Source organism: Radicibacter daui (assembly GCA_030657355.1).
Lineage (GTDB): Bacteria > Pseudomonadota > Alphaproteobacteria > Radicibacterales > Radicibacteraceae > Radicibacter > Radicibacter daui.
The window spans coordinates 612336-633192 of sequence record CP131056.1; the positions used below are offsets into that span (position 1 = coordinate 612336).

Here is a 20857-nt window from a genome sequence, read left to right on the forward strand (position 1 = left end):
CTCTTCTCTGTTTTGGTTTCCCTGGCCGGCCGTTGGTTCGCCCGGTTCTTGTGCCTGTGGCCGTGATCCCCTACGGGCGCACGGCCTGGAGGGCCGCATCCACGGCCTCTCCCAGACGCTCCGCAATCGCATCGACGTGCGATGGTTCGACGATAAAGGGCGGGGCAATCAGCACATGATCGCCGCGGACCCCGTCGATGGTGCCCCCCATCGGATAGACCATGAGGCCGCGGGCCATCGCCTCGCGCTTCACCAGCGCATGGAGTTTCAACGCCGGGTCGAAGGGGGTTTTGCCTGTGCGGTCGGCAACCAGCTCGACAGCCTGGAACAGGCCGCGGCCGCGAATATCGCCGACATGATGATGGTTGCCGAAACGCTCGGTCAGGCGGGTTGTCAGCAACTGGCCCATGGCGCGGACATTGGCGAGCAGATTGCTGCGCTGGATGATTTCCTGCACGGCAAGGCCGGCGGCGGCAGCCATCGGGTGGCCCATATAGGTGTGGCCGTGCTGGAAAAAGCCGGAGCCTTTGGAAAAGGCCTCGAAGATCTTGCCCTGAAGCAGCACCGCGCCAACCGGCTGGTAACCACCGCCAAGGCCCTTGGCGATGGTCATCAGATCCGGGGACACGCCATCCTGCTCGCAGGCATGCAGCGTTCCGGTGCGCCCCATGCCGCACATCACCTCATCGAGGATCAGCAGCACGCCGTAGCGGTCGCAAATCTCGCGGATACGCTTGAGGTAATCGCCAACGGGCGGCACCGCGCCGGCCGTTGCGCCGACCACGGTTTCGGCAACAAAAGCGATAACCCCGTCGCCGCCCAGTTCCAGAATCTTGTCTTCAAGCGCCTGCGCTGCCCGGGCGGCATAGGCGGCGTCGCTCTCGCCCTCGGCCTGGAAGCGATAGGCAAAACACGGGTCGATATGGTGGGTTTCGATCAGCAGCGGGCGAAACTGGCTGCGGCGCCACTCATTGCCGCCGGTAGCAAGCGCCCCCAGCGTATTGCCATGATAGCTCTGGCGCCGGGCGATGATGTGACGGCGCTTCGTTTCGCCCTTCTCGACAAAATACTGCCGCGCCATCTTGAGCGCGGCTTCCACCGCCTCCGAGCCGCCGCTTACCAGATAGACATGGTCAAGCCCGGCAGGCGCATGGGCGACCAGATTGTCGGCCAGTTTTTCGGCCACCTCGGTGGTGAAGAAACCGGTATGGGCATAGGCAAGCTGGTCAAGCTGGCGGTGCAGCACGGCCAGTACTTCCGGATGGCCGTGGCCAAGGCAGGAAACCGCGGCGCCGCCGGAGGCATCCAGATAGGCTTTGCCGGTGCTGTCAAACAGCTCCACGCCCTTGCCGGAGACGGCAATCGGCATCTTCGCGTTGGCATTGCGATGGAGCAGGTGGGTCATGTCGGTCTCTTGGTGGAACGGGGCTGATTGGGGCGGGGCTGGATATGGCTGCCGAGCGCAACATGGTGCGCATCGACATGGGCAAGGCTGGTGAGCGTGTCGTCGCCGCCGCGCCCGGCGATAATCGCGGCGAGCATCTCGGCGACGGCAAATCCGGGCGAGACGGTGTGAAAGAAAGAGGGGCTGTCCGTCGGCACCAGCACTGTGTGCCGGGCGATATGCGCCAGCGGGGCAACGGTGCTGTCGGTAATCGCCACCACCGGCACGCCGCGTGCAGCCATGTGCTCGGCAAGTTCGACAGTCAGGCGCGTGTAGGGCGAGACGCTGACCGCCAGCAGGATGTCTTCCGGGCCGGCATGGGCAAGGCTGTCGGTGCCGGTGGCGGCAAGCCCGTCCACATGGACGGAATGCCGGCCGATCAGCGTCAGCTGGTAATGCAGGTGCCAGGCAACGGCATGGCTGGAGCGCAGGCCAAGACAGTAGATGCGCCGGGCGCGGGCAAGCGCGTCTGCCGCCGCCACGATGCTGTCCAGCGTCTCCGGGCTTGCCAGGTGCTCGACCTGCCGGTGCAGCGACGAAAGCATGTCAGCGGCAATAGCCCGGTCACCCTTCAGGCGCTGGGTCGTCTGCTGGCTGGTGGCCTTGTCAACAAAACCAAGCCCGCCGCCGCGCACCGCCTCGGCATAACGCTCGCGAATCTCGTCATAGCCGTTGAGGCCAAGATGCTTGGCAAGGCGCGTCATCGTGGCCGGCTGCACCCCGGCCTGACGGGCCTGTTCGCGCATGGATAGCAGGGCGACCTCGTGCGGCCGGTCGAGCACGAACCGCGCTGCTGCCTGCAGCTGGGCGGACATCGTGTCGTAGGCGTCGAGGATTTCGCTCTTCAGGGGACCGTGTTGCATGGGAAAGACGCTATGCCAGCGACAGGGCGTTTGCAACACTTGGATCAAAGTGATTATTTGTGATTCATATGAATCATATCGGGATGCCTCCTGCCATGACCGCCACCGGGTTGCCTTTGCCTACAGCTGTCGCCGTCGCCCCTAACGGGGGGCGGCTGACCAGGGCCGATCATCCGGCCCTGCCGCTGGGCGCGCCGGAACTGGCGCGCACGGCCGCCGAATGTCTTGAGGCCGGCGCCTCGATGATCCATGTGCATGTCCGCAATGGCGAAGACCGCCATCTGCTTGATGCCGATGCCTACCGGCAGGTAATCGCGGCCATCCGGGCGGAAGTGGGGGAGCGGCTGGTTATCCAGATCACCAGCGAGGCGCTGGGCCTCTATTCTCCTGCCGAGCAAAGGGCGGTCGTGCGGGCAACAAGGCCGGAGGCAGTTTCGCTGGCGCTACGCGAACTGGTACCCGATGCTGCGGAAGAGCCGGCGTTCGCCGACCTCCTGGTGTGGATGAAGCAGGAAAATGTGCTGCCGCAGATCATCCTTTATGCGCCGGAGGAGGCGGAGCGGCTGGCCGGGTTGAAAAAGCGGGGCCTTATTCCTTGGGACGATATCCCGGTGCTTTATGTGCTTGGGCGCTATGTGGCCGGCCAGACGTCGAGCCCGGCGGATCTCTTGCCCTTCCTTGCTTCCGGAGGCAGCCCGTTCAGCCACTGGAGCACCTGTGCTTTCGGGCGGCATGAGACAGCCTGCGTTACGGCGGCCGCCCTGCTGGGCGGGCATGTGCGTGTAGGGTTCGAGAATAACCGCCTGCTGCCTGACGGGCAGGTGGCGGCGAACAATCAGGCTCTTGTGGCCGCAACGGTCGGGGCGCTTCGGGCCTGCGGGCTGGAGACGGCCGACGCCGGTTCCTGGCGGGCGCGGGCTTTCGGCTGATCTCGCTCCCGGCCTTTGGCGGGGCTTCCCGCCGCAGCCTTGCGCACCCGATTTACCCCGGTGCCAAAACCGCTAAGCTGCGGCGTTTGTTGCCGGTAATCCGCAGGGGCCCGCTCCATCATGAAACTGCTTGGCCGTCACTCCTCCATGAATGTCCGCAAGGTGCTGTGGCTGGCCGAGGAGCTTGGCCTTGCCCTGGAGAGCGAGGAATGGGGCGGCGACATTCGCTCCACCCGCACGCCCGAATTCCTGGCGCTCAATCCCAACGGGCTGGTGCCGGTGCTGGTGGATGGCGACGAGGTGCTGTGGGAATCGAACACCATCTGCCGCTACCTCACTGCCCGCACGGGCCGCGAAGATCTGCTGCCGGCCAGTCCTGCCGCGCGGGCCCATGTCGAGCAGTGGATGGACTGGCAGGCGGGCGAGCTTAACAACAGCTGGCGCTATGTCTTCATGGCGCGGGTGCGTCAGAGCCCGGCGCATCAGGACCCGGCAGCCATCGCCGCAGGGATCGACGGCTGGGCAAAACACATGCGCATCCTTGAAGAACAGCTTGGCAAGACTGGCGGTTATGTTGCCGGCCCGCACTTCGCGCTGGCCGATATCGTCATCGGGCTTTCGACCAATCGCTGGATGCTGACGCCGATGGAGCGCCCGGACCTTCCGCTGGTGGCGGCCTATTACAGGGCGCTCGGCGAACGTCCGGGCTTCCGTCGCTTTGGTCCGGGTCTCGGGGCCTGAGGCTCAGTTTTCCCGGTGCCGGCGTCCGTCCGCCAGCAGGGCAGCAAGGGCAAGGCCAACCAGCCCCAGTCCGGCCAGAAAAGTAAGGCGTGTGCCGGCGGCAACCGCTGCCGGTGCCGCCGTGCTGATGGCTTCCGTGCCCGCGGCGAGGGCAAACAGGGCGCCCATCGCCGTGGCGCCGGTGATGAGGCCGAGATTGCGCGACAGGGTCAGCAGTCCGGAGACCGCGCCTTTTTCCGATGGCCCGATGCCGGCCATCACGCCGGTGTTGTTGGCAGCCTGGAACAGCGCATAGCCGGCCGTCAGTAAGGCGAGCGGGCAGAGATAACCGGCTGTCCCCAGGCTTTGCGGAATGAAGCCGAGGCCGCCGGTACCCGCGATCATGACTGTCAGGCCGGCAAGGCTCATCCGCCGGCTGCCGAACCGGTCCACCAGCCGCCCCGCCGGCACGCCCGCGAGAGCCGCAACAACGGGCCCGGTGGACAGGGCGATACCGGTCAGGGCCGCGGAAAGTCCCAGCGCGCGGGCGAGATGGAAGGGGCCAACCACCAGCGTTGCCATCATCACCGCCGAGACGAGGAAGCTGGCGACGAGCCCGCTGCCAATGACGGGGCGCCCGATTGCCTCCAGCCGGATCAATGGCGCCTCCGTCCGGGATTCGATGAAAAGGAACAGCCCTGCGCCTGCCAGCGCCGCTGCGAGCAACGGCAGGGCCGTGCCGGTAAAATCATGCCGCCCGAGGGTCATGGCCAGCGCGTAGGCTGCAAGGCTGCCTGCCAGCACGGCAGTCCCGGCCCGGTCAAAGCGGGGGCGCGCCTTGCCGGCGGCCAGCGCTTTCCCCGGCACCCGCCGCCACACCAGTACCAGCGTCAGCAGTGCTGCCGGCACCATAACGATGAAGAGGCCGCGCCAGCCGGCGCTGCTCGCCAGCAGCAGCCCGCCGGCTGAAGGGCCAAGTGCGGTGCCGACAGCCGACAAGGTTCCCAGCAGGCCCATGGCGCTGCCGGTACGCCCGGCTGGCACTGTCTCGCTGACCAGCGCCATCGCCAATGCCATCATCACGGCGGCGCCCAGTCCCTGCAGGGCGCGGGCAACAACCAGCAGCGGCAGCGTTGGCGCCGCGGCGCAGAGCAAGGACGCCAGCGCGAAAAGGAAGATGCCCGCCAGCAGCAGGCGCCGGTGGCCCAGCATGTCTCCCAGCCGCCCGGCGCTCACCACCAGCGTCGTCATCGCCAGCAGATAGGACAGCACCACCCACTGCACGGCGGCGAAGGGGGCGGCAAAGGCAGTCTGGAATGCGGGCAGGCCGACATTGGCGATGCTGGTGCCCAGTGCGGCCAGCAGGCTGGAAAGACCGAGGCTGGCAAGTGCCCAGCCGGTGCTGCCAGATTTTTGCCGGGCCGGGTGGGCTGTTCTTTCAAAATCGGGGGGCATGGTAACGGCGCTCTCCTGGAAGGGCCGGCATAAGCCGGCATGCAACCGGGAGCGTAGTTACAACGCCATAAAGTGCAGAAGACGCAGCATTTGCATTGAATTGCTGCACCAAACGCCATCTCATGAGGTAAAAGGGTCTTCACTGCGGGCGGATATGATGGCCTATCCCGACTTTAACCTGCTGATCACACTGGATGTCCTGCTGCAGGAAGGCAGCGTGGCGCGGGCGGCGAAGCGGCTGCAACTCAGCCCTTCGGCCATGAGCAGGGCGCTGGCACGTCTTCGCGCCGTCACCGGAGACCCGCTGCTGGTAAGAGCCGGGCGAGGCCTCGTGGCGACCCCGCGGGCGCTGGAGCTGCGCGGCCGGATCAGCCCCTTGGTGGAAGAAGCCGGTGCCGTGCTGCGCCCGGTAGAGGTGCTGGATCCGGCACGCCTGCGCCGCACCTTCTCCCTACGCTGCCATGAAGGCTTCGTGCAGAATTTCGGCGCGCCATTGATGGCCCGCCTGTCGGCACAGGCGCCGGCCGTCCGGCTGCATTTCCTCTCCAAGCCCGCCAAGGAAAGCGGGCCGCTGCGGGATGGCTCCGCCGATATGGAAGTCGGCGTTGTCGGCGGCTCCACCGGGCCGGAGATCAAGACACAGGCGCTGTTCCGCGATCGTTTCGTTGGTGTGGCGCGGGCCGGCCATCCGCTGGTTGCGCGCGAGGTTACGCCGCAGCGTTACGCTGCCGCCCGCCACATCCTTGTCTCGCGCCGGGCTTCCGGTGGCGGGCCGATTGATGAGGCACTGGGCGGGCTGGGCCTTAGACGGCAGATTGCGACGATCGTCAGCGGCTTTTCCATCGCGGTGGCGCTGGCGGCCGAAAGTGACCTTGTGGCCTCCGTGCCGGCGCGCCACACGCTGCGCCAGCGTGAGGGGCTCGTCAGTTTTGCCCTGCCGCTCGACCTGCCGGAGCTTGCAGTCTCGTTATTGTGGCATCCGCGCCTCGACGCCGACCCTGCGCATCGCTGGCTGCGGGCTCTCGTGCGGGAGGTTTGTCTGGCCGAAGCGAAGAAGGCCGGCCCGCTTGACCCGGCAGAGGGCGAAGCCGCACTTTAAGAAATACTAAAAAGCGGTGTCAGGGAGCTGGATTGACCGGGGCGAGCGAGCAGGACGTCAGCGGGAAGGTGGGGGAAAAGGGGCTTGGGCCTCTTGGGGAGCGGCTGCGTGCGCGCCGCAAGCAGCTGAAACTCACCCTCAAGGAGGTGGCGGATGGCGCCGGTTTTTCCGTCGGCTTCATCTCGCAGATCGAGCGCGGCATTACCATACCCTCGCTGACGTCATTGGTGGCGGTGTGCCGGGTGCTGCGGGTCGAGGTCGGCACTTTCTTCGCGCCGGCGCCCGCGCCGACCGTCTCGCGCCACCAGCAACGGCCTGTTTTCGGTCTGGCCGGCATCGGCGGCGATGCCGCAACCTATGAGCGGCTTTCGGCGCGCTTTCCCGGCAATGTGCTGCGCAGCACCCTCATCCACGAACCGCCCGGTGTGCGCAGCGAGCCGATGGCGCATGACGGCGAAGAGATCTTCTATGTCATCGACGGTGCGCTGACACTGGAGATCGAAGGGGAGCGCACGATCCTGGAGGCGGGCGATTCCGCTCATTTCCCGTCCACCCTGCGCCATGTCAGCTGGAATCACACCCGGCAGCCAGCTACCATCTTCCATACCTGCACCATGGATGTGTTCGGTGACGCGCTTACGCCCGCGCCGGCGACCGGCCCGGCCATTTCGCGGGCCATCCACCGGCGTGGCGGGGCCGGTTGAAAAGCCGTGTTTCTGGTACCAGATGACGCAGGGCAACTACCGTCTTCTGCGCGCCATATTGCCTCTGGTATAATCACTCTGCGTCCATAAGAAATTCAGGGGTGGAAATGGGATCGGCAGCGGATGTTCTGACCTTTTTCTGGGGCTGGCTGCGCCGGCCGTCCAAGGTTGGTTCCGTGATCCCGTCGAGCAAGAGCCTTGCCCGGCTTATCACCCGCGAAATTTCCGCGACCACCGGACCGGTCATCGAGCTTGGGCCGGGTACCGGTGTGTTTACGGCCGAACTGCTGGCCCGCGGCGTGGCGCCTAAAGATATTGCGCTTTATGAGATCAACCCGCTGTTCGCCGATCTCATTGCCAAACGTTTCCCGCATCTGCGCCTAGAGCGCGTCAATGCCGGCCTGCTCGCCACCATTGATGTTTTTCCCGGCCGCAAGGCGGGTGCCGTCGTCAGTGGCCTGCCGTTCCTCTCGCTGCCCGACCCGCTCGTTGAACGCATCATTGCCGGTGTTTTCCGCCAGCTGGGGGCGGAGGCGGCGCTTTATCAGTTCACTTATGGCCTGACCTGTCCGGTGAAGCCGGAAATCCTGGCGCATCATGGCCTGAAGGCCGAGCGCATGGGTTTTGCGCTGCTCAATTTCCCGCCGGCCAGCGTCTATCGCATCAGCCGCAAGGTGCCGCCGCCCGCTCTGGCCGCACCGGCCGGGAACCCGGCAGCCTGAGAGGTTTTTGCCTCTCCTTTGGGCATCCGGGGCCTCTCGTTCTTTTCTGTTTAATTTCTTGCCATTTCCTCCGCCTCCGGGCCTTGACGGGGCGCGGCTGGCGGCGCAGCCTCCTTCCATAAAACTTGACCAAATGGACAGGAAAACGGGGCGATGATCAGCAATCTCACCATCAATCCGCAGCGTCTCTGGGACATGCTGATGGAAACCGCGGCGTTCGGCGGTACGGCCAAGGGCGGTATCAAGCGCCTGACGCTGACCGATGAGGACAAGGCGGTGCGCGATTGGTTCCGCAAGGAATGCGAGGCGCTGGGTTGCACGGTCACGCTGGATGAGGTCGGCAACATGTTCGCCCGCCGCCCCGGCAAACGCAGCGATCTGCCGCCCATCGCGCTTGGCAGCCACCTCGACACCCAGCCGACCGGCGGCAAGTTCGATGGCGTTCTGGGCGTGCTCGGTGCGCTGGAAGCGCTCAAGACGCTGCATGAAGCGGGGTATGAGACCAACGCCCCCATCGAGCTGATCAACTGGACCAACGAGGAAGGCTCGCGTTACGCCCCGGCCATGCTGGCCTCCGGTGTTTTTGCCGGTGTCTTTACCCGTGAGTTTGCTGACAGCCGCGAGGACCGTGAGGGCATCAGCTTCGGCAGCGAGCTGGACCGGATTGGCTATCGTGGCACCGAAAAGGCCGGTGGCCACAAGCTCGGTGCGTTCTTTGAGCTGCACATCGAGCAGGGGCCGATCCTGGAGGCCGAAGAAAAAATGATTGGTGTCGTCCAGGGTGTGCAGGGCATGCGCTGGTACGAGGTCGTGGTGACGGGCCGTGATGCCCACACCGGCTCCACCCCGATGACCATGCGCAAGAATGCGCTCCTGGGCGCTACCCGCCTCATCGACGCCATCGACGCCATTGCCTTCGACAATCTGCCCGGTGTCGGCACCGTCGGCCTTGTCGAGGTCAAGCCCAACTCGCGCAACGTCATCCCCGGCGAAGTCTTCTTCACCGTCGATTTCCGCCACCCTGACGATGCCGTGCTGGATGTGATGGAAGCCGCGCTCAAGGAAAAGGTTGCCGCTGTGGCCGCCGAACGCGGGCTCGAGATCGTGCTGACGCCGGTTTGGAACAGCCCGGCGGTGAAGTTCGATCCGGACTGTATCGCGGCCGTGCGGGCCGGTGCCGAAAAGGCCGGTTTCGCCTCCCGCGATATCGTCTCTGGCGCAGGCCATGACGCCGCCTACATCGCCCGCATCGCGCCGACGACGATGATCTTCGTGCCCTGCAAGGATGGCCTCAGCCACAATGAAGCGGAGAGCTCGACGCTGGAAGAATGCGCCGCCGGTGCGCAGGTGCTGCTGAGTGCCGTGCTCGCTTATGACGAGCGGTTCGCCGGGGTGTGAGAAGGGTCAGTCAAAGCCTTCGCCGGCTTACGGTCATTACCCTCATCCGCCGCTTCGCGGCACCTTCTCCACTGGCGTGGAGAAGGAATAAAGCGCTGGAATCCTTACCCAATTTTTGGGGAAGGTGCTGCGGAGCAGCGGATGGGGATGTGGGCCGCAGTGGTTTCGCAGCAGATTACTGATGCCTCCTACTGCGCCGCCACGCTTGCTACGGTGCGATAGGGCTGGGCCGTTGCCGCCGGCAGCTTCTGGCCGCGCACGAAGTCGGCGCCGCGTTCGCCGATCATGATGCTCGGGGCGTTGAGATTGCCGTTGGTGATGCGCGGCATGATCGAGCTGTCGACGACGCGCAGGCCCTCAATGCCATGCACCCGCAGTTCGCCATCCACGACCGCCATCTTGTCCGAACCCATCTTGCACGAGCAGGAGGGGTGATAGGCGCTCTGGGCATTGGCGCGCACGAAGGCATCGATGTCGCTGTCGCTGCTTGCATCCGGGCCGGGGCTGAGCTCGCCGGCATCCAGCTTCTCGAAGGCTTTCTGGGCAAAAATCTCGCGGGCAAGGCGGATGGCCTTGCGCCAGTCCTGCCAGTCGCTCTCGCGGCTCATATAGTTGCAGTCGATGAGCGGTGCCGCCTTCGGGTCGGCGCTCGCCAGACGAATGGTTCCCCGGCTTTCCGAACGCATCGGGCCGGTGTGGACCTGATAACCATGTTCCTTCACGGCGTTGGAGCCGTCGTAATTCACTGCCAGCGGCAGGAAGTGGCACTGGATGTCCGGATAGGAAACATCGCTGTCCGAGCGGTAGAAGGCGCCGGCCTCGAAATGATTGGTCGCGCCCTTGCCGCTATGGGTCAGCAGCCAACGTGCGCCGATCATCGCCTTGGCGAGCGGGTTCATCACCGAATAGAGGCTAACGGGTTGGCGGCAGCCATGCTGGAGATAGATTTCCAGATGGTCCTGCAGGTTTTCGCCTACGCCCGGCAGGTCCAGCACCACATCGACGCCCTTTGCCCGCAACTGGTCGGCCGGGCCGATGCCGGAGAGCATGAGCAGGTGCGGGGATCCGATGGAACCGGCGGAAAGGATAACCTCGCGCTCGGCGCGCACGCTGCGGCGTTCCCCGCCGGCGATGAAGGCAACGCCCTCCGCCCGGTTGCCGCTGGTCAGCACACGTTCGGTCAGTGCGCCGGTGACCACCTTGAGGTTCGGCCGGCTCATCGCCGGATGCAGGAAGGCCTGCGCGCTGGACCAGCGCTTGCCGTCCTTCACCGTCATGTCGAAGCGGCAGACACCCTCCTGCCGCCAGCCGTTATAATCCTCGGTAAAGGCATGGCCGGCCTGCTGGCCGGCTTCCAGCCAGGCTTCGAACAGTGCACCCTCGGCGGCGCCGGTCGCCACATGCAGCGGCCCGTCACCGCCGCGCCAGTCATCCGCGCCGCGCGCCGCCGTTTCCATGCGCCGGAAATAGGGCAGGCAATGTGCGTAATCCCAGTGCTGGTAGCCGCTGTCCTCGGCCCAGAAGTCGAAATCCCCGGCATTGCCGCGCACAAACACCATGCCGTTGATGGAGCTGGAGCCGCCCAGCACCCGGCCGCGCGGGCAGTGCAGGCTGCGCCCGTCCATATGCGGCTGCGGGGTGGTGTGGAAATCCCAGTTATAGGTGGTGCCGTTCATGGGATAGCTGAGGGCGGCCGGCATATGGATGCGCCAGTCCCAGGCCCGGTCGCGCGGGCCGGCTTCCAGCAGCAGAACCTTGACGGACGGGTCCTCGCTCAGCCGGTTGGCCAGCACGCAGCCGGCCGACCCGGCGCCGATGATGATGTAGTCGTAGCTCTCGGCGTCATAGCGGGCAGCGGTCGTCGTCATCGGGCGGCAACTCCCTTTTCTGGCTCAGTAAGGCGGATCAGAGCGGATAGCCGGTGGCGACGTCGCCCAGCTCGACATAAACCGACTTCAGCTGGCTGTAGTGGTTGATGGCGGCAAGGCCGTTCTCGCGCCCGATACCGGACTGCTTGACCCCGCCGAACGGCACTTCGATGGGGGTGATGTTGTAGTTGTTGATCCAGCAGGTGCCGGCTTCCAGCTTCGCCACCACCCGGTGGGCGCGGGCGAGATCGCGGGTAAAGACACCGGCGGCAAGGCCGAATTCGGTGTCGTTGGCGCGGGCCACCACCTCCTCCTCGCTCTCGAACTCCAGCAGCGACAGCACCGGCCCGAAAATCTCCTCCGCCACGATGCTCATATCGTCACGGCAGGCGGCAAAGATGGTGGGTTCGACGAAATAGCCGGCATCGAGCCCGGCGCCGCTGGCACGGTTTCCGCCGCACACCAGTGTCGCACCCTCGGCCTTGCCCTTCTCGATATAGCCCAGCACCTTGTGCATATGGCCTTCGCTGATAAGCGCGCCTACATGCGTTTCCGGATCCAGCGGGTCGCCGATCTTCAGCTTGGCCGTGCGCTCGGCCAGCCGCTTCTGGAAGGCCGCGCTGATGCTCTTTTCCACGAACACGCGGGTGCCGTTGGAGCAGATTTCGCCCTGGGTGTAGAAATTGGCGTTCAGCGTCGCCGAAACGGCGTTTTCGATGTCGGCATCGGCAAAGACGATGAGCGGGGATTTGCCGCCCAGCTCCATCGTCACATGCTTCAGCGTGCGGGCGGCATCGCCCATGATGATGCGGCCGGTGCCCACTTCGCCGGTGAGCGAGACCTTGGCAACATCCGGATGGCGCACCAGCATCTGCCCGGCCCGGCGGTCACCCTGGATGACGTTGAAGACGCCCGGAGGGGCGCCGGCTTCGGTCAGCGCCTCGGCAAGGCAAATGGCTGTCGCCGGGGTCATCTCCGAGGGTTTGAAGACCATGGTGTTGCCGCAGGCAAGCGCCGGCGCCGCCTTCCAGCAGGCGATCTGCACCGGATAGTTCCAGGCGCCAATGCCGACGCACACCCCCAGCGCCTCGCGCCGCGTATAGGCAAAGGCCTGTCCGCCAAGGTCGACATGTTCGCCATGGATGGCAGCGGCAATGCCGCCGAAATATTCAAGGCAATCCGCGCCGGAGGCGACGTCCACCACCAGCGCTTCTGAAATCGGCTTGCCGGTGTCCAGCACTTCCAGCCGGGCAATCTCGTCATTATTGGCCCGCAGGATGTCGGCGGCCTTGCGCAGGATGCGGCCGCGCTGGGCGCCGGTCATGCCAGACCATTCCTTGAAGGCGGCCTTCGCGGCGGCCACGGCAATCTCCACGTCGGCGGCGCTTGCCTGCTCCACCTCGGCAATGGTCTCGCCGGTGGCCGGGTTGATATCGGCAAAAACCTCGCCGCTGGTCGCCGTATAATCGGCACCATTGATGTAGGAGCGGATGATGCGGGGCTGGACCATTCAGTCCCTTCCTTCTTCGGCAGCGTGGGGTGTGGGTTTTGTAGCGGCGGGTGCGGCCGCGAGCGCATCGGCAATGGCAAGGTCAGCGGTACGGCGTGCCAGTTCCAGCACCAGATCGGGTTTGATGTCGGCGTCGCCGAGGGCGGCGCGCAGCCAGAACCCGTCGATCAGTGCCACCAGTGTAATGGCGATGTGCCGCGCAGCGTCCCGCGGGACCAGCCGGCCCAGCGGGGCGGCAAGGTTGGAGAGGGCGCGGCGGGTGTAGATATTGCGCAGGCGGGCAAGAGGCGGCGTATAGGAAGCTTGCGACCACAGCGACAACCAGGCGGCCAGCACGTCCGGACGGAACTGTACCGGGTCGAAGTTGGCGCTCAGCACCGCATCCACCCGCTGGCGCGGGCTGGCGGCGCCTTCCAGCCGCTGCTTCAGGTCAAGGCGCAGCTCTTCCAGTAACCAGCGCATGGTGGCTTCCAGCAGCGCTTCCTTGCCGCCGAAATAATGATGGATGATGCCCGGGCTAAGACCGGCCTCCGCCCCGATGCGCTGCACCGTGGTTTCCTGGAATCCGTGCCGGTGGATCGAGCTGATGGTGGCATCTATCAGCTGTTGCCGGCGGATCGGCTGCATGCCGACCTTGGGCATGGGGCCAAAACTCCGAAGCTTGTGACAATCTGCCGCGAAGGGCTCCGTCCCGCGCCGGCAAGGCCGGCTGCGCTTTCGGTCGATCGGGTGATTTCACGTAACCTGCCGTTTTTTAGTTGAACGGTCAATCAACAAAAGGCTATCGTCTTACCGTAATCCCGGCAGCCCGCCACGGATGGCGGTTGTGAGCCGATTTAAGAGTAGGGCGCTCGGGGTTCGGGGAATCGGCAAGAAGCGCCTCCGTCATGAAATGAGCACGAGCGGCATCGTATCGCTCGGCCTTTGAACAGCAGGAGCCTTCTCAGAATGAAGAAACTTTTGATGATTCCGCTGGCGGCGGCTCTTTTTGCTGCCACGGCAACCTCCCAGGCCTCGGCCGCCGAAGCCGACAGCTGCATCGTCGTGCGTTTTTCCGACGTCGGCTGGACAGACATCACCGCCACCACGGCGCTCACCTCCGTCGTGCTGCAGGGTCTTGGTTACCAGACCACGTCCGACGTGCTTTCGGTGCCGGTCACCTATACCAGCCTCAAGAACGGCGATATCGACGTCTTCCTCGGCAACTGGATGCCGACCATGGAAGCCGACATCCGCCCGTATCTGGATGATGGCAGCGTCGTGTCTCTCGGGGCCAACCTTGAGGGCGCCAAATACACCATGGCGGTGCCGAGCTACACCTTCGACAAGGGTCTCAAGTCCTTTGCCGATATCGCCAAGTTCAAGGACAGCCTCGACGGCGAAATCTACGGCATTGAGCCCGGCAATGACGGCAACCGCCTCATCCAGGGCATGATCGATGCCGACACGTTCGGCCTCAAGGACTTCAAGCTCGTCGAATCCTCCGAGCAGGGCATGCTGGCGCAGGTTGCCCGCGCGACCCGCCAGAACAAGGACATCGTGTTCCTTGGCTGGGCGCCGCACCCGATGAACGTCAAGTTCGACATGAAGTACCTGTCGGGCGGCGACGACATCTTCGGCCCGGACTATGGCGGTGCCACCGTCTACACCAACGTGCGCAAGGGCTACACCGAAGCCTGCCCGAATGTTGGCAAGCTGCTGGCCAACCTGAAGTTTGACCTCAAGATGGAAAGCGAGGTCATGGGTGGCATTCTGGATGACAGCAAGGCACCGGAAGTGGCGGCCAAGGACTGGCTGAAGGCCAATCCGGCGGCGCTCGACGGCTGGCTTGCCGGCGTTACCACCTTCGCCGGTGAGCCCGGCGAAGCGGCAGTGAAGAAGAGCCTCGGCCTCTAAGGAGCGATTCCGAGGAAAGAGAGGCGGTTCCCGGTATCCGGCGGCCACAAGAGGTCGGGCCTGATGCCGGGGCAGCCCCTGAAATACCCGCATCCCAAAAAGAAACGGCCCCGCCCTGCCGCCATGGCGGGCGGGGCCGACCCAAAAAGAGGGCGCGATGATCGACTGGCTGGCGAGCAACAAGATACCGCTGGGGCGGTGGCTGCAATATTTCATCGATTACCTGACCAACCATGGCCAGGCCTTCTTCGATGTTGTGGCTCTCGTTCTCGGGGCAACGATTGACGGTCTCACCCATCTGCTGATGCTGGTGCCGGCCCTGGTACTCATCGCCCTGATTGCCGGCCTTGCCTGGTTCATGCACCGCTCGGCCTGGCTGGTCGTCTTCGTCGTGCTGTCGCTCCTGCTGGTGGCCAATCTCGGATACTGGGAAGCGACGATCGAGACGCTCTCGCTCGTTACCTGCTCCACCATCGTGTGCATCCTCATCGGCGTGCCCATCGGTATCCTGGCTGCCCACCGGCCCTGGCTCTATATCGGCATCCGCCCGGTGCTCGACCTGATGCAGACGATTCCCACCTTCGTCTACCTGATCCCGACGCTGGTGCTGTTTGGCCTTGGCACCGTGCCGGGCCTCATCTCCACCGTTATCTTCGCCATTCCCGCGCCGATCCGTCTCACGCATCTGGGCGTCTCCTCCGTGCCCAAGCAGCTTTACGAGGCGGGGCTTGCCTTTGGCGCCACGCGCCGCCAGCTCCTGTTCAAGGTCGAGCTGCCGCATGCGCTGCCCACCATCATGGCCGGCGTGACCCAGTGCATCATGCTCAGCCTCTCCATGGTGGTGATCTCGGCACTGGTTGGTGCCGGCGGCCTTGGCAAACCGGTCGTGCGCGCGCTCAATACCGTCAACATCTCCATGGGCTTTGAAGCCGGCCTTGCCATCGTCATCCTCGCCATCGTGCTGGATCGCCTGTGCAAGCGCCCCGCTCCTGCGAAGAGGAAGTAAGTGATGGAAACCGTCTCTTCTACTTCTGCTGCCGCCGTCGAATTCCGCGATGTCGACATCATCTTCGGCAAGAGCCGTGAGGCGCTGGCCATGCTGGATGCCGGCGCCACCCGTTCGGAGATCTTTGACAAGACCGGCAGTGTGCTGGGCGCGGCGGGCGTCAATCTCACGGTGCGCCGGGGTGAAATTTGCGTGCTGATGGGGCTCTCCGGTTCCGGCAAGTCCACCCTGCTGCGTGCGGTCAATGGCCTTAATAAGGTCTCCCGCGGCGCGGTGGAAGTGACCCATCAGGGCGCTGCCGTCGATGTTGCGAGCTGCTCGGAAACCGCGCTGCGCGAAGTCCGTACCACCGGCGTCGCCATGGTCTTCCAGCATTTTGCGCTGCTGCCCTGGCGCACAGTGCGCGAGAATGTCGGCTTCGGGCTTGAGCTGCGCGGCGTCACTACCGCCGAGCGCAAGCGCATCGTCGATGAGAAACTCGCCATGGTCGGCCTTGCGCCCTGGGGCGATAAATACGCGCACGAGCTTTCGGGCGGCATGCAGCAGCGTGTCGGCCTTGCCCGCGCCTTTGCCACCGACGCTGACATCCTGCTGATGGACGAGCCGTTCTCCGCACTCGACCCGCTGATCCGCGACAAGCTGCAGGATGAGCTGCTGGAGCTGCAGGCGCGCCTGCACAAGACCATCATCTTCGTCAGCCACGATCTTGATGAGGCGATGAAGCTCGGCAACACCATCGCCATCATGCAGGACGGGCGCATCGTCCAGGCCGGTACGGCCGAGGATATCCTGCTGCGTCCCTCCAACGACTATGTCGCCGAGTTCGTGCGCCACGTTAATCCGCTCAACGTGCTGCGCGGCCATTCGGTGATGACACCGGTGGGGGCGCTGCCGCGCGAGGGCAACGCCGTGGTTCTGGATGCCGGCGGCAAGGTGCATCTGACGCTCGATGCCGAGGGGCGCCCGCAAGGCGTGCTGCTGGATGGCCGTCCCGGTCAGCTGGTGGTTGCCGATGGCGAAACCGGCCTTGCCGGTACCGATCCGGCCGCCTGCGATGTTGTCGTAGCGCCGTTGGATCTCAAGCTGCGGGCCGCCATTGCCCTGCGCCAGTATTCAGGATCCCCGGTGGTTCTGGTCGACCAGCTCGGCCGTCTGGCGGGGCTTTGCGGGGACGAGGAAATCTATCGCGGCCTCTTGCGCAGCGACGACATGGTGGCTGCGCAATGAGCATTTACGGCCTTGCCATAACCAGTTTGTTGGCCGGCTCTTCCGCGCGTCGCATTTGTACAAGCGGCTGGGCGCAGCCCTTCTCGCCGCAACCGCGGGCCCGCGTGAGGATCGTGGGTATCGATCCCCTTCCGCCGCACTGAGGAGCAGCCCGCCATGGCTACCGTTTCCGCACTCAAATCCGCTCCCACCGGTAGCTTCTTTACCGCGTCGCTCGCCGCTTCCGATCCGGCCGTCGCCGCCGGTATCCAGGCGGAACTCTCCCGCCAGCAGGAAAAGCTGGAACTCATCGCCTCGGAGAACATCGTCTCCCGGGCAGTGCTGGAAGCCCAGGGCTCCGTTCTTACCAACAAGTACGCGGAAGGTTATCCCGGCCGGCGCTATTATGGCGGCTGCGAGCATGTAGATGTGACGGAGCAGTTGGCGATTGACCGCGCGAAGGAACTTTTCGGCGCCGGTTTCGCCAACGTCCAGCCGCACTCCGGTGCGCAGGCCAACATGACGGTGCTGTTTGCCTTGCTGCAGCCGGGCGACACCATCCTCGGCATGGGCCTCGCCCATGGCGGGCATCTGACCCACGGCGCCGCGCCGACGGTCTCCGGCCGCTGGTTCAAGCCGGTCGCCTATGGCGTCGATCCCGAAACCCAGCTGATCGACTACGACGCCGTTGCTGCGCTGGCGCGTGAATATCAGCCCAAGCTCATCATCGCCGGCGGGTCAGCCTATCCGCGGGTCATCGATTTTGCCCGCTTCCGCGCCATCGCCGATGAGGTCGGGGCGTATCTGATGGTGGATATGGCGCATTTCGCCGGCCTTGTTGCCGGCGGCGTGCATCCGAGCCCGGTGCCGCATGCCCATGTGGTGACCTCCACCACCCACAAGACGCTGCGCGGTCCGCGCGGCGGCCTTGTGCTGACCAATGACGAAGCGCTCGCCAAGAAATTCAATTCCGCCGTTTTCCCCGGCATTCAGGGCGGCCCGCTCGAGCATGTCATCGCCGCCAAGGCCGTTGCCTTCGGCGAAGCGCTCAGGCCGGACTTTGCGGCCTATGCCGCAAGCGTGGTGGAAAATGCCCGCACGCTGGCTGCCGGCCTCGTGGCGCGCGGCTGCGCCATCGTCTCGGGCGGCACCGATACCCATCTGATGCTGGTCGATCTGCGTCCCAAGGGTCTCACCGGCAAGGCAACCGAGCATGCGCTCGATCGCGCCGGCATCACCTGCAACAAGAACGGCATTCCCTTCGACCCGGAAAAGCCGGCCATTACCTCCGGTATCCGTCTTGGTACGCCCGCGCTCACCACGCGCGGCTTCGGCACGGCGGAATTTGCCCGTGTCGCCGATCTCATCGGCGACGTGCTGGATGCGCTGGCCAGCGGGCAGGAGGACGGACCGGCCTACGACGCAGTGCGTGCCGGGGTCGCGGATCTGTGCCACCGTTTCCCCATCTATCCGGGGTTCTAGGTTTCAACCACGCGCCGCTCCGGGGCTGGCCGGAGCGGTATTCACCGCCCGCTGGAGGCACCGACAAAATGCTCGACATGGTCAATCCCGCCCCGTCCGAGGGGCCCTCGCTCGAGGAACTGCTGAAACGCCGCCGCCCCGGCTACAGCCTGGAGGCGCCGTTCTACACCAGCCCGGAGATCTTCCAGGCGGATATCGAGCACATCTTCAAGCGCCACTGGCTCTATGTCGGCGTTGAGCCCGACATCCCCGAGCCGGGCGACTGCGTGACCATCGATATCGGCACCAACTCCGTCATCATCGCCCGGGATGACGATATGTCGGTGCGCGCCTGGCACAATGTCTGCCGTCATCGCGGTGCGCGCCTGATCACGGAAGAGAAGACCAGCGTCGGCAATATCGTGTGCCGCTATCATCACTGGACTTACAATCTCTCCGGCGATCTGGTGTTTGCCGAGCATATGGGGCCGAGTTTCGACCACAAGTGCCACAGCCTGAAGCCGGTTCATCTGCGCAATGTCGCCGGCCTGCTCTTCATCTGCCTTGCCGACGAGCCGCCGGCCGATTTTGACGAGATGGCAAAGGTGATGGAGGGCTATATCGCCCCGCACCAGATCGCCAACTGCAAGATCGCCCACCAGAGCGACCTGATCGAGCCGGGCAACTGGAAGCTCACGATGGAAAATAATCGTGAGTGTTATCACTGCACCGGCAACCATCCCGAACTCACCATTCCGCTCTTTGCCTACAGCTACGGCTTCGCGCCGGAAGAGATGGACGATATCCAGCGCGAGCAGGCTGCCCGCTACGACAAGCTGGTGGCCGACATGACCGCCGAGTGGGAGAGCAAGGGCATCCCCGCGCGAGAGGTCGATCATCTCGATGACATCGTCAGCGGTTACCGCACCCAGCGTATGCCGCTCGATGGCGATGGCGAAAGCCAGACCATGGATACCAAGGTTGCCTGCAAGAAGCTGCTGGGCGACCTCACGGAAGCCAAGCTCGGCGGCCTGTCCTTCTGGACCCAGCCCAATTCCTGGCACCATTTCATGAGCGACCATGTGGTGACCTTCACCGCCATTCCGCTTGATGCCGGGCGCACGCTCGTGCGTACCAAGTGGCTGGTGCACAAGGATGCGGTCGAGGGCGTGGACTATAATGTCGAGGATCTGACCTCGGTGTGGCGGGCCACCAACCAGCAGGACAGCGACCTTGTCGGCCTCTGCCAGCTGGGCGCCACCAGCGTTGCCTATGAGCCGGGGCCCTATTCGCCCAATACCGAGACGCTCGTGGAAAAATTCATCAACTGGTACGTCGGCCGCATGCGGACGCACCTCCACATCGCCGCAGAGTAAGCACGCCGATGGCCGAAGCCCCGTCCTCCTCCTCCACTGCTTCTTCCGCTGCTGCGGGGTCCGGCCATCTTGTGGATGCCGCAGCCCCGCTGTGGAACCCGGATGAGGATGAAATTCTTGTCTGCCGGCAAATCCGGGCGGAAACCGCGGATGTGAAGACCTTCGTCTTCACCCCGCGCGAGCCGCGCCGTTTTGCCTATGAGGCCGGCCAGTTCATCACGCTGGAGCTGGAGATCGCGGGCGAGGTCATCAACCGCTGCTACACGCTCTCCTCCTCCCCGGCGCGCCCGCACGCCATCTCCATCACGGTCAAGCGCGTGCCGGGCGGCCCGGTTTCCAACTGGCTGCATGACAACCTCCAGGTTGGCAGCGAGATCAAGGCCGTCGGGCCGATGGGGGAATTCACCTCCTGGCGCCATCCGGCGGGAAAATATCTTTTCCTTTCCGGCGGCAGCGGCATCACCCCGCTCATGTCGATGGCGCGCAGCCACTTCGACATGGGGACGGGGGCTGATATCACCTTCGTCCATGCTGCGCGCTCTCCGCTCGACATCATTTTCCGGCGCGAGCTGGAGACGATGGCCGAAGTGGTGCCGGCCTTCAATTTCGTACCGGTATGCGAGGCGGAAAGTCCCGGCGTGCGCTGGTCCGGTTATCGTGGCCGGCTCTCCCTGGCCATGCTGCACCTCATCGCACCGGATTTTGCCGAGCGGGAAGTCTTTGTCTGCGGCCCGGCGCCCTTCATGGCGGCCGTGCGCACCATGCTGGCCGAAGCCGGCTTCGATATGGCGCACCATCATGAGGAAAGCTTCGATTTCGCCGCTCTCAGCGCGGACGAAAAGCAGGAAGTGGCAGCCGCTGAAGCGGTGATGGAGGCGACCCCGCCCGCCCAGAATGTGCCAGTGTTCCGGGTGGAGTTTACCCGCTCGCGCAAGGTCATCGAGTGCCCGGCCGACATGTCGGTGCTGGATGCCTCCCGCAAGGCCGGCATGCGCCTGCCGTCCTCCTGCTCCAAGGGCCTGTGCGGTACCTGCAAGAGCAAGAAGATCTCGGGCGAGGTGGAGATGCACCATGGCGGCGGCATCCGCCAGCGCGAGATCGACCAGGGCATGGTGCTGATCTGCTGCTCCAAACCGCTCAGCGATCTCGTGATCGAGCGCTGAAGCACCACAATAACAAAGACAGACCCGACTGAACGAC

At 64.8% G+C, this 20857-nt stretch carries 18 protein-coding genes; 12 read left to right on the forward strand and 6 right to left on the reverse strand.

The window, feature by feature from the left end; translation table 11 throughout:
- Nucleotides 1–70: 70 nt before the first annotated feature.
- A complete protein-coding gene (locus QTL98_RS02930) occupies nucleotides 71–1405 on the reverse strand; it encodes an aspartate aminotransferase family protein (protein ID WP_445680731.1) in 1335 nt (444 codons plus the stop codon).
- Nucleotides 1402–2307, reverse strand: coding sequence for a MurR/RpiR family transcriptional regulator (locus QTL98_RS02935; RefSeq protein WP_445680732.1), 906 nt, complete (start codon nucleotides 2305–2307; stop codon nucleotides 1402–1404). Before QTL98_RS02935 ends, QTL98_RS02930 begins: the two co-directional genes overlap by 4 nt.
- Nucleotides 2308–2402: 95 nt before the next feature.
- Here QTL98_RS02935 and QTL98_RS02940 point away from each other — a divergent pair, with 95 nt between their 5' ends.
- Together QTL98_RS02940 and QTL98_RS02945 are read left to right on the forward strand one after the other, a co-directional pair.
- Nucleotides 2403–3236 carry a beta-keto acid cleavage family enzyme gene (locus QTL98_RS02940; RefSeq protein ID WP_445680733.1) on the forward strand — a complete coding sequence of 278 codons (834 nt, stop codon included), beginning with the start codon at nucleotides 2403–2405 and terminating at the stop codon, nucleotides 3234–3236.
- A 117-nt stretch (nucleotides 3237–3353) separates the two neighbouring features.
- Nucleotides 3354–3977, forward strand: a complete 624-nt coding sequence (locus tag QTL98_RS02945) for a glutathione S-transferase family protein (protein ID WP_510637544.1) — start codon at nucleotides 3354–3356, stop codon at nucleotides 3975–3977.
- A 3-nt stretch (nucleotides 3978–3980) separates the two neighbouring features.
- Here the strand turns inward: QTL98_RS02945 and QTL98_RS02950 are convergent, their stop codons facing one another.
- Nucleotides 3981–5411: an MFS transporter gene (locus QTL98_RS02950; RefSeq protein WP_445680735.1), complete on the reverse strand. Its 1431-nt coding sequence runs from the start codon at nucleotides 5409–5411 to the stop codon at nucleotides 3981–3983.
- 157 nt (nucleotides 5412–5568) lie between these two features.
- Here QTL98_RS02950 and QTL98_RS02955 point away from each other — a divergent pair, with 157 nt between their 5' ends.
- The 4 genes from QTL98_RS02955 (at nucleotide 5569) to QTL98_RS02970 (ending at nucleotide 9334) form a co-directional block, all read left to right on the forward strand.
- On the forward strand, nucleotides 5569–6510 hold the full coding sequence (locus QTL98_RS02955; protein ID WP_445680736.1) for a LysR family transcriptional regulator: 942 nt from the start codon (nucleotides 5569–5571) through the stop codon (nucleotides 6508–6510).
- 32 nt (nucleotides 6511–6542) lie between these two features.
- Entirely contained in the window at nucleotides 6543–7214 is a 672-nt protein-coding gene (locus tag QTL98_RS02960; protein ID WP_445680737.1) for a helix-turn-helix domain-containing protein, read from the forward strand.
- 107 nt (nucleotides 7215–7321) lie between these two features.
- Nucleotides 7322–7936: a class I SAM-dependent methyltransferase gene (locus QTL98_RS02965; RefSeq protein ID WP_445680738.1), complete on the forward strand. Its 615-nt coding sequence runs from the start codon at nucleotides 7322–7324 to the stop codon at nucleotides 7934–7936.
- Between the two features lie 153 nt (nucleotides 7937–8089).
- Nucleotides 8090–9334, forward strand: a complete 1245-nt coding sequence (locus QTL98_RS02970; protein WP_445680739.1) for a M20 family metallo-hydrolase — start codon at nucleotides 8090–8092, stop codon at nucleotides 9332–9334.
- A 188-nt stretch (nucleotides 9335–9522) separates the two neighbouring features.
- On the opposite strand, the gene betA is transcribed toward QTL98_RS02970, so the two are convergent.
- The 3 genes from betA to betI are packed head-to-tail and all read right to left on the reverse strand — an operon-like array spanning nucleotide 9523 to nucleotide 13354.
- Nucleotides 9523–11202 carry a choline dehydrogenase gene (gene betA / locus QTL98_RS02975; RefSeq protein WP_445680740.1) on the reverse strand — a complete coding sequence of 560 codons (1680 nt, stop codon included), beginning with the start codon at nucleotides 11200–11202 and terminating at the stop codon, nucleotides 9523–9525.
- A gap of 37 nt (nucleotides 11203–11239) precedes the next feature.
- On the reverse strand, nucleotides 11240–12712 hold the full coding sequence (gene betB, locus QTL98_RS02980; protein WP_445680741.1) for a betaine-aldehyde dehydrogenase: 1473 nt from the start codon (nucleotides 12710–12712) through the stop codon (nucleotides 11240–11242).
- Complete coding sequence (gene betI, locus QTL98_RS02985; protein WP_445680742.1) at nucleotides 12713–13354, reverse strand: transcriptional regulator BetI; 642 nt, start codon at nucleotides 13352–13354, stop codon at nucleotides 12713–12715.
- 306 nt (nucleotides 13355–13660) lie between these two features.
- On the opposite strand from betI, the gene QTL98_RS02990 reads away from it, so the two are divergent.
- The 6 genes from QTL98_RS02990 to QTL98_RS03015 all read left to right on the forward strand — a co-directional run bounded on the left by QTL98_RS02990 (nucleotide 13661) and on the right by QTL98_RS03015 (nucleotide 20820).
- Nucleotides 13661–14608: a choline ABC transporter substrate-binding protein gene (locus QTL98_RS02990; protein WP_445680743.1), complete on the forward strand. Its 948-nt coding sequence runs from the start codon at nucleotides 13661–13663 to the stop codon at nucleotides 14606–14608.
- 157 nt (nucleotides 14609–14765) lie between these two features.
- Nucleotides 14766–15614: a choline ABC transporter permease subunit gene (gene choW, locus QTL98_RS02995; RefSeq protein WP_445680744.1), complete on the forward strand. Its 849-nt coding sequence runs from the start codon at nucleotides 14766–14768 to the stop codon at nucleotides 15612–15614.
- Between the two features lie 3 nt (nucleotides 15615–15617).
- Nucleotides 15618–16841: a choline ABC transporter ATP-binding protein gene (gene choV / locus QTL98_RS03000; protein ID WP_445680745.1), complete on the forward strand. Its 1224-nt coding sequence runs from the start codon at nucleotides 15618–15620 to the stop codon at nucleotides 16839–16841.
- Nucleotides 16842–16997: 156 nt separating this feature from the next.
- Nucleotides 16998–18302: a serine hydroxymethyltransferase gene (gene glyA / locus QTL98_RS03005; RefSeq protein ID WP_445680746.1), complete on the forward strand. Its 1305-nt coding sequence runs from the start codon at nucleotides 16998–17000 to the stop codon at nucleotides 18300–18302.
- A gap of 68 nt (nucleotides 18303–18370) precedes the next feature.
- Nucleotides 18371–19657, forward strand: coding sequence for an aromatic ring-hydroxylating oxygenase subunit alpha (locus tag QTL98_RS03010; RefSeq protein WP_445680747.1), 1287 nt, complete (start codon nucleotides 18371–18373; stop codon nucleotides 19655–19657).
- A gap of 8 nt (nucleotides 19658–19665) precedes the next feature.
- Complete coding sequence (locus QTL98_RS03015) at nucleotides 19666–20820, forward strand: FAD-binding oxidoreductase (protein ID WP_445680748.1); 1155 nt, start codon at nucleotides 19666–19668, stop codon at nucleotides 20818–20820.
- The last annotated feature ends 37 nt before the right edge of the window (nucleotides 20821–20857 follow it).

What these genes read in the sequence shown, in the direction of transcription:
- QTL98_RS02930 (WP_445680731.1), bottom strand. Translation starts at nt 1,405, where the DNA reads ATGACCCACCTGCTCCATCGCAATGCCAACGCGAAGATGCCGATTGCC.
- QTL98_RS02935 (WP_445680732.1), bottom strand. Translation starts at nt 2,307, where the DNA reads ATGCAACACGGTCCCCTGAAGAGCGAAATCCTCGACGCCTACGACACG.
- QTL98_RS02940 (WP_445680733.1), top strand. Translation starts at nt 2,403, where the DNA reads ATGACCGCCACCGGGTTGCCTTTGCCTACAGCTGTCGCCGTCGCCCCT.
- QTL98_RS02950 (WP_445680735.1), bottom strand. Translation starts at nt 5,411, where the DNA reads ATGCCCCCCGATTTTGAAAGAACAGCCCACCCGGCCCGGCAAAAATCT.
- QTL98_RS02955 (WP_445680736.1), top strand. Translation starts at nt 5,569, where the DNA reads ATGGCCTATCCCGACTTTAACCTGCTGATCACACTGGATGTCCTGCTG.
- QTL98_RS02965 (WP_445680738.1), top strand. Translation starts at nt 7,322, where the DNA reads ATGGGATCGGCAGCGGATGTTCTGACCTTTTTCTGGGGCTGGCTGCGC.
- QTL98_RS02970 (WP_445680739.1), top strand. Translation starts at nt 8,090, where the DNA reads ATGATCAGCAATCTCACCATCAATCCGCAGCGTCTCTGGGACATGCTG.
- betA (WP_445680740.1), bottom strand. Translation starts at nt 11,202, where the DNA reads ATGACGACGACCGCTGCCCGCTATGACGCCGAGAGCTACGACTACATC.
- betB (WP_445680741.1), bottom strand. Translation starts at nt 12,712, where the DNA reads ATGGTCCAGCCCCGCATCATCCGCTCCTACATCAATGGTGCCGATTAT.
- betI (WP_445680742.1), bottom strand. Translation starts at nt 13,354, where the DNA reads ATGCCCAAGGTCGGCATGCAGCCGATCCGCCGGCAACAGCTGATAGAT.
- QTL98_RS02990 (WP_445680743.1), top strand. Translation starts at nt 13,661, where the DNA reads ATGAAGAAACTTTTGATGATTCCGCTGGCGGCGGCTCTTTTTGCTGCC.
- choW (WP_445680744.1), top strand. Translation starts at nt 14,766, where the DNA reads ATGATCGACTGGCTGGCGAGCAACAAGATACCGCTGGGGCGGTGGCTG.
- choV (WP_445680745.1), top strand. Translation starts at nt 15,618, where the DNA reads ATGGAAACCGTCTCTTCTACTTCTGCTGCCGCCGTCGAATTCCGCGAT.
- glyA (WP_445680746.1), top strand. Translation starts at nt 16,998, where the DNA reads ATGGCTACCGTTTCCGCACTCAAATCCGCTCCCACCGGTAGCTTCTTT.
- QTL98_RS03010 (WP_445680747.1), top strand. Translation starts at nt 18,371, where the DNA reads ATGCTCGACATGGTCAATCCCGCCCCGTCCGAGGGGCCCTCGCTCGAG.
- QTL98_RS03015 (WP_445680748.1), top strand. Translation starts at nt 19,666, where the DNA reads ATGGCCGAAGCCCCGTCCTCCTCCTCCACTGCTTCTTCCGCTGCTGCG.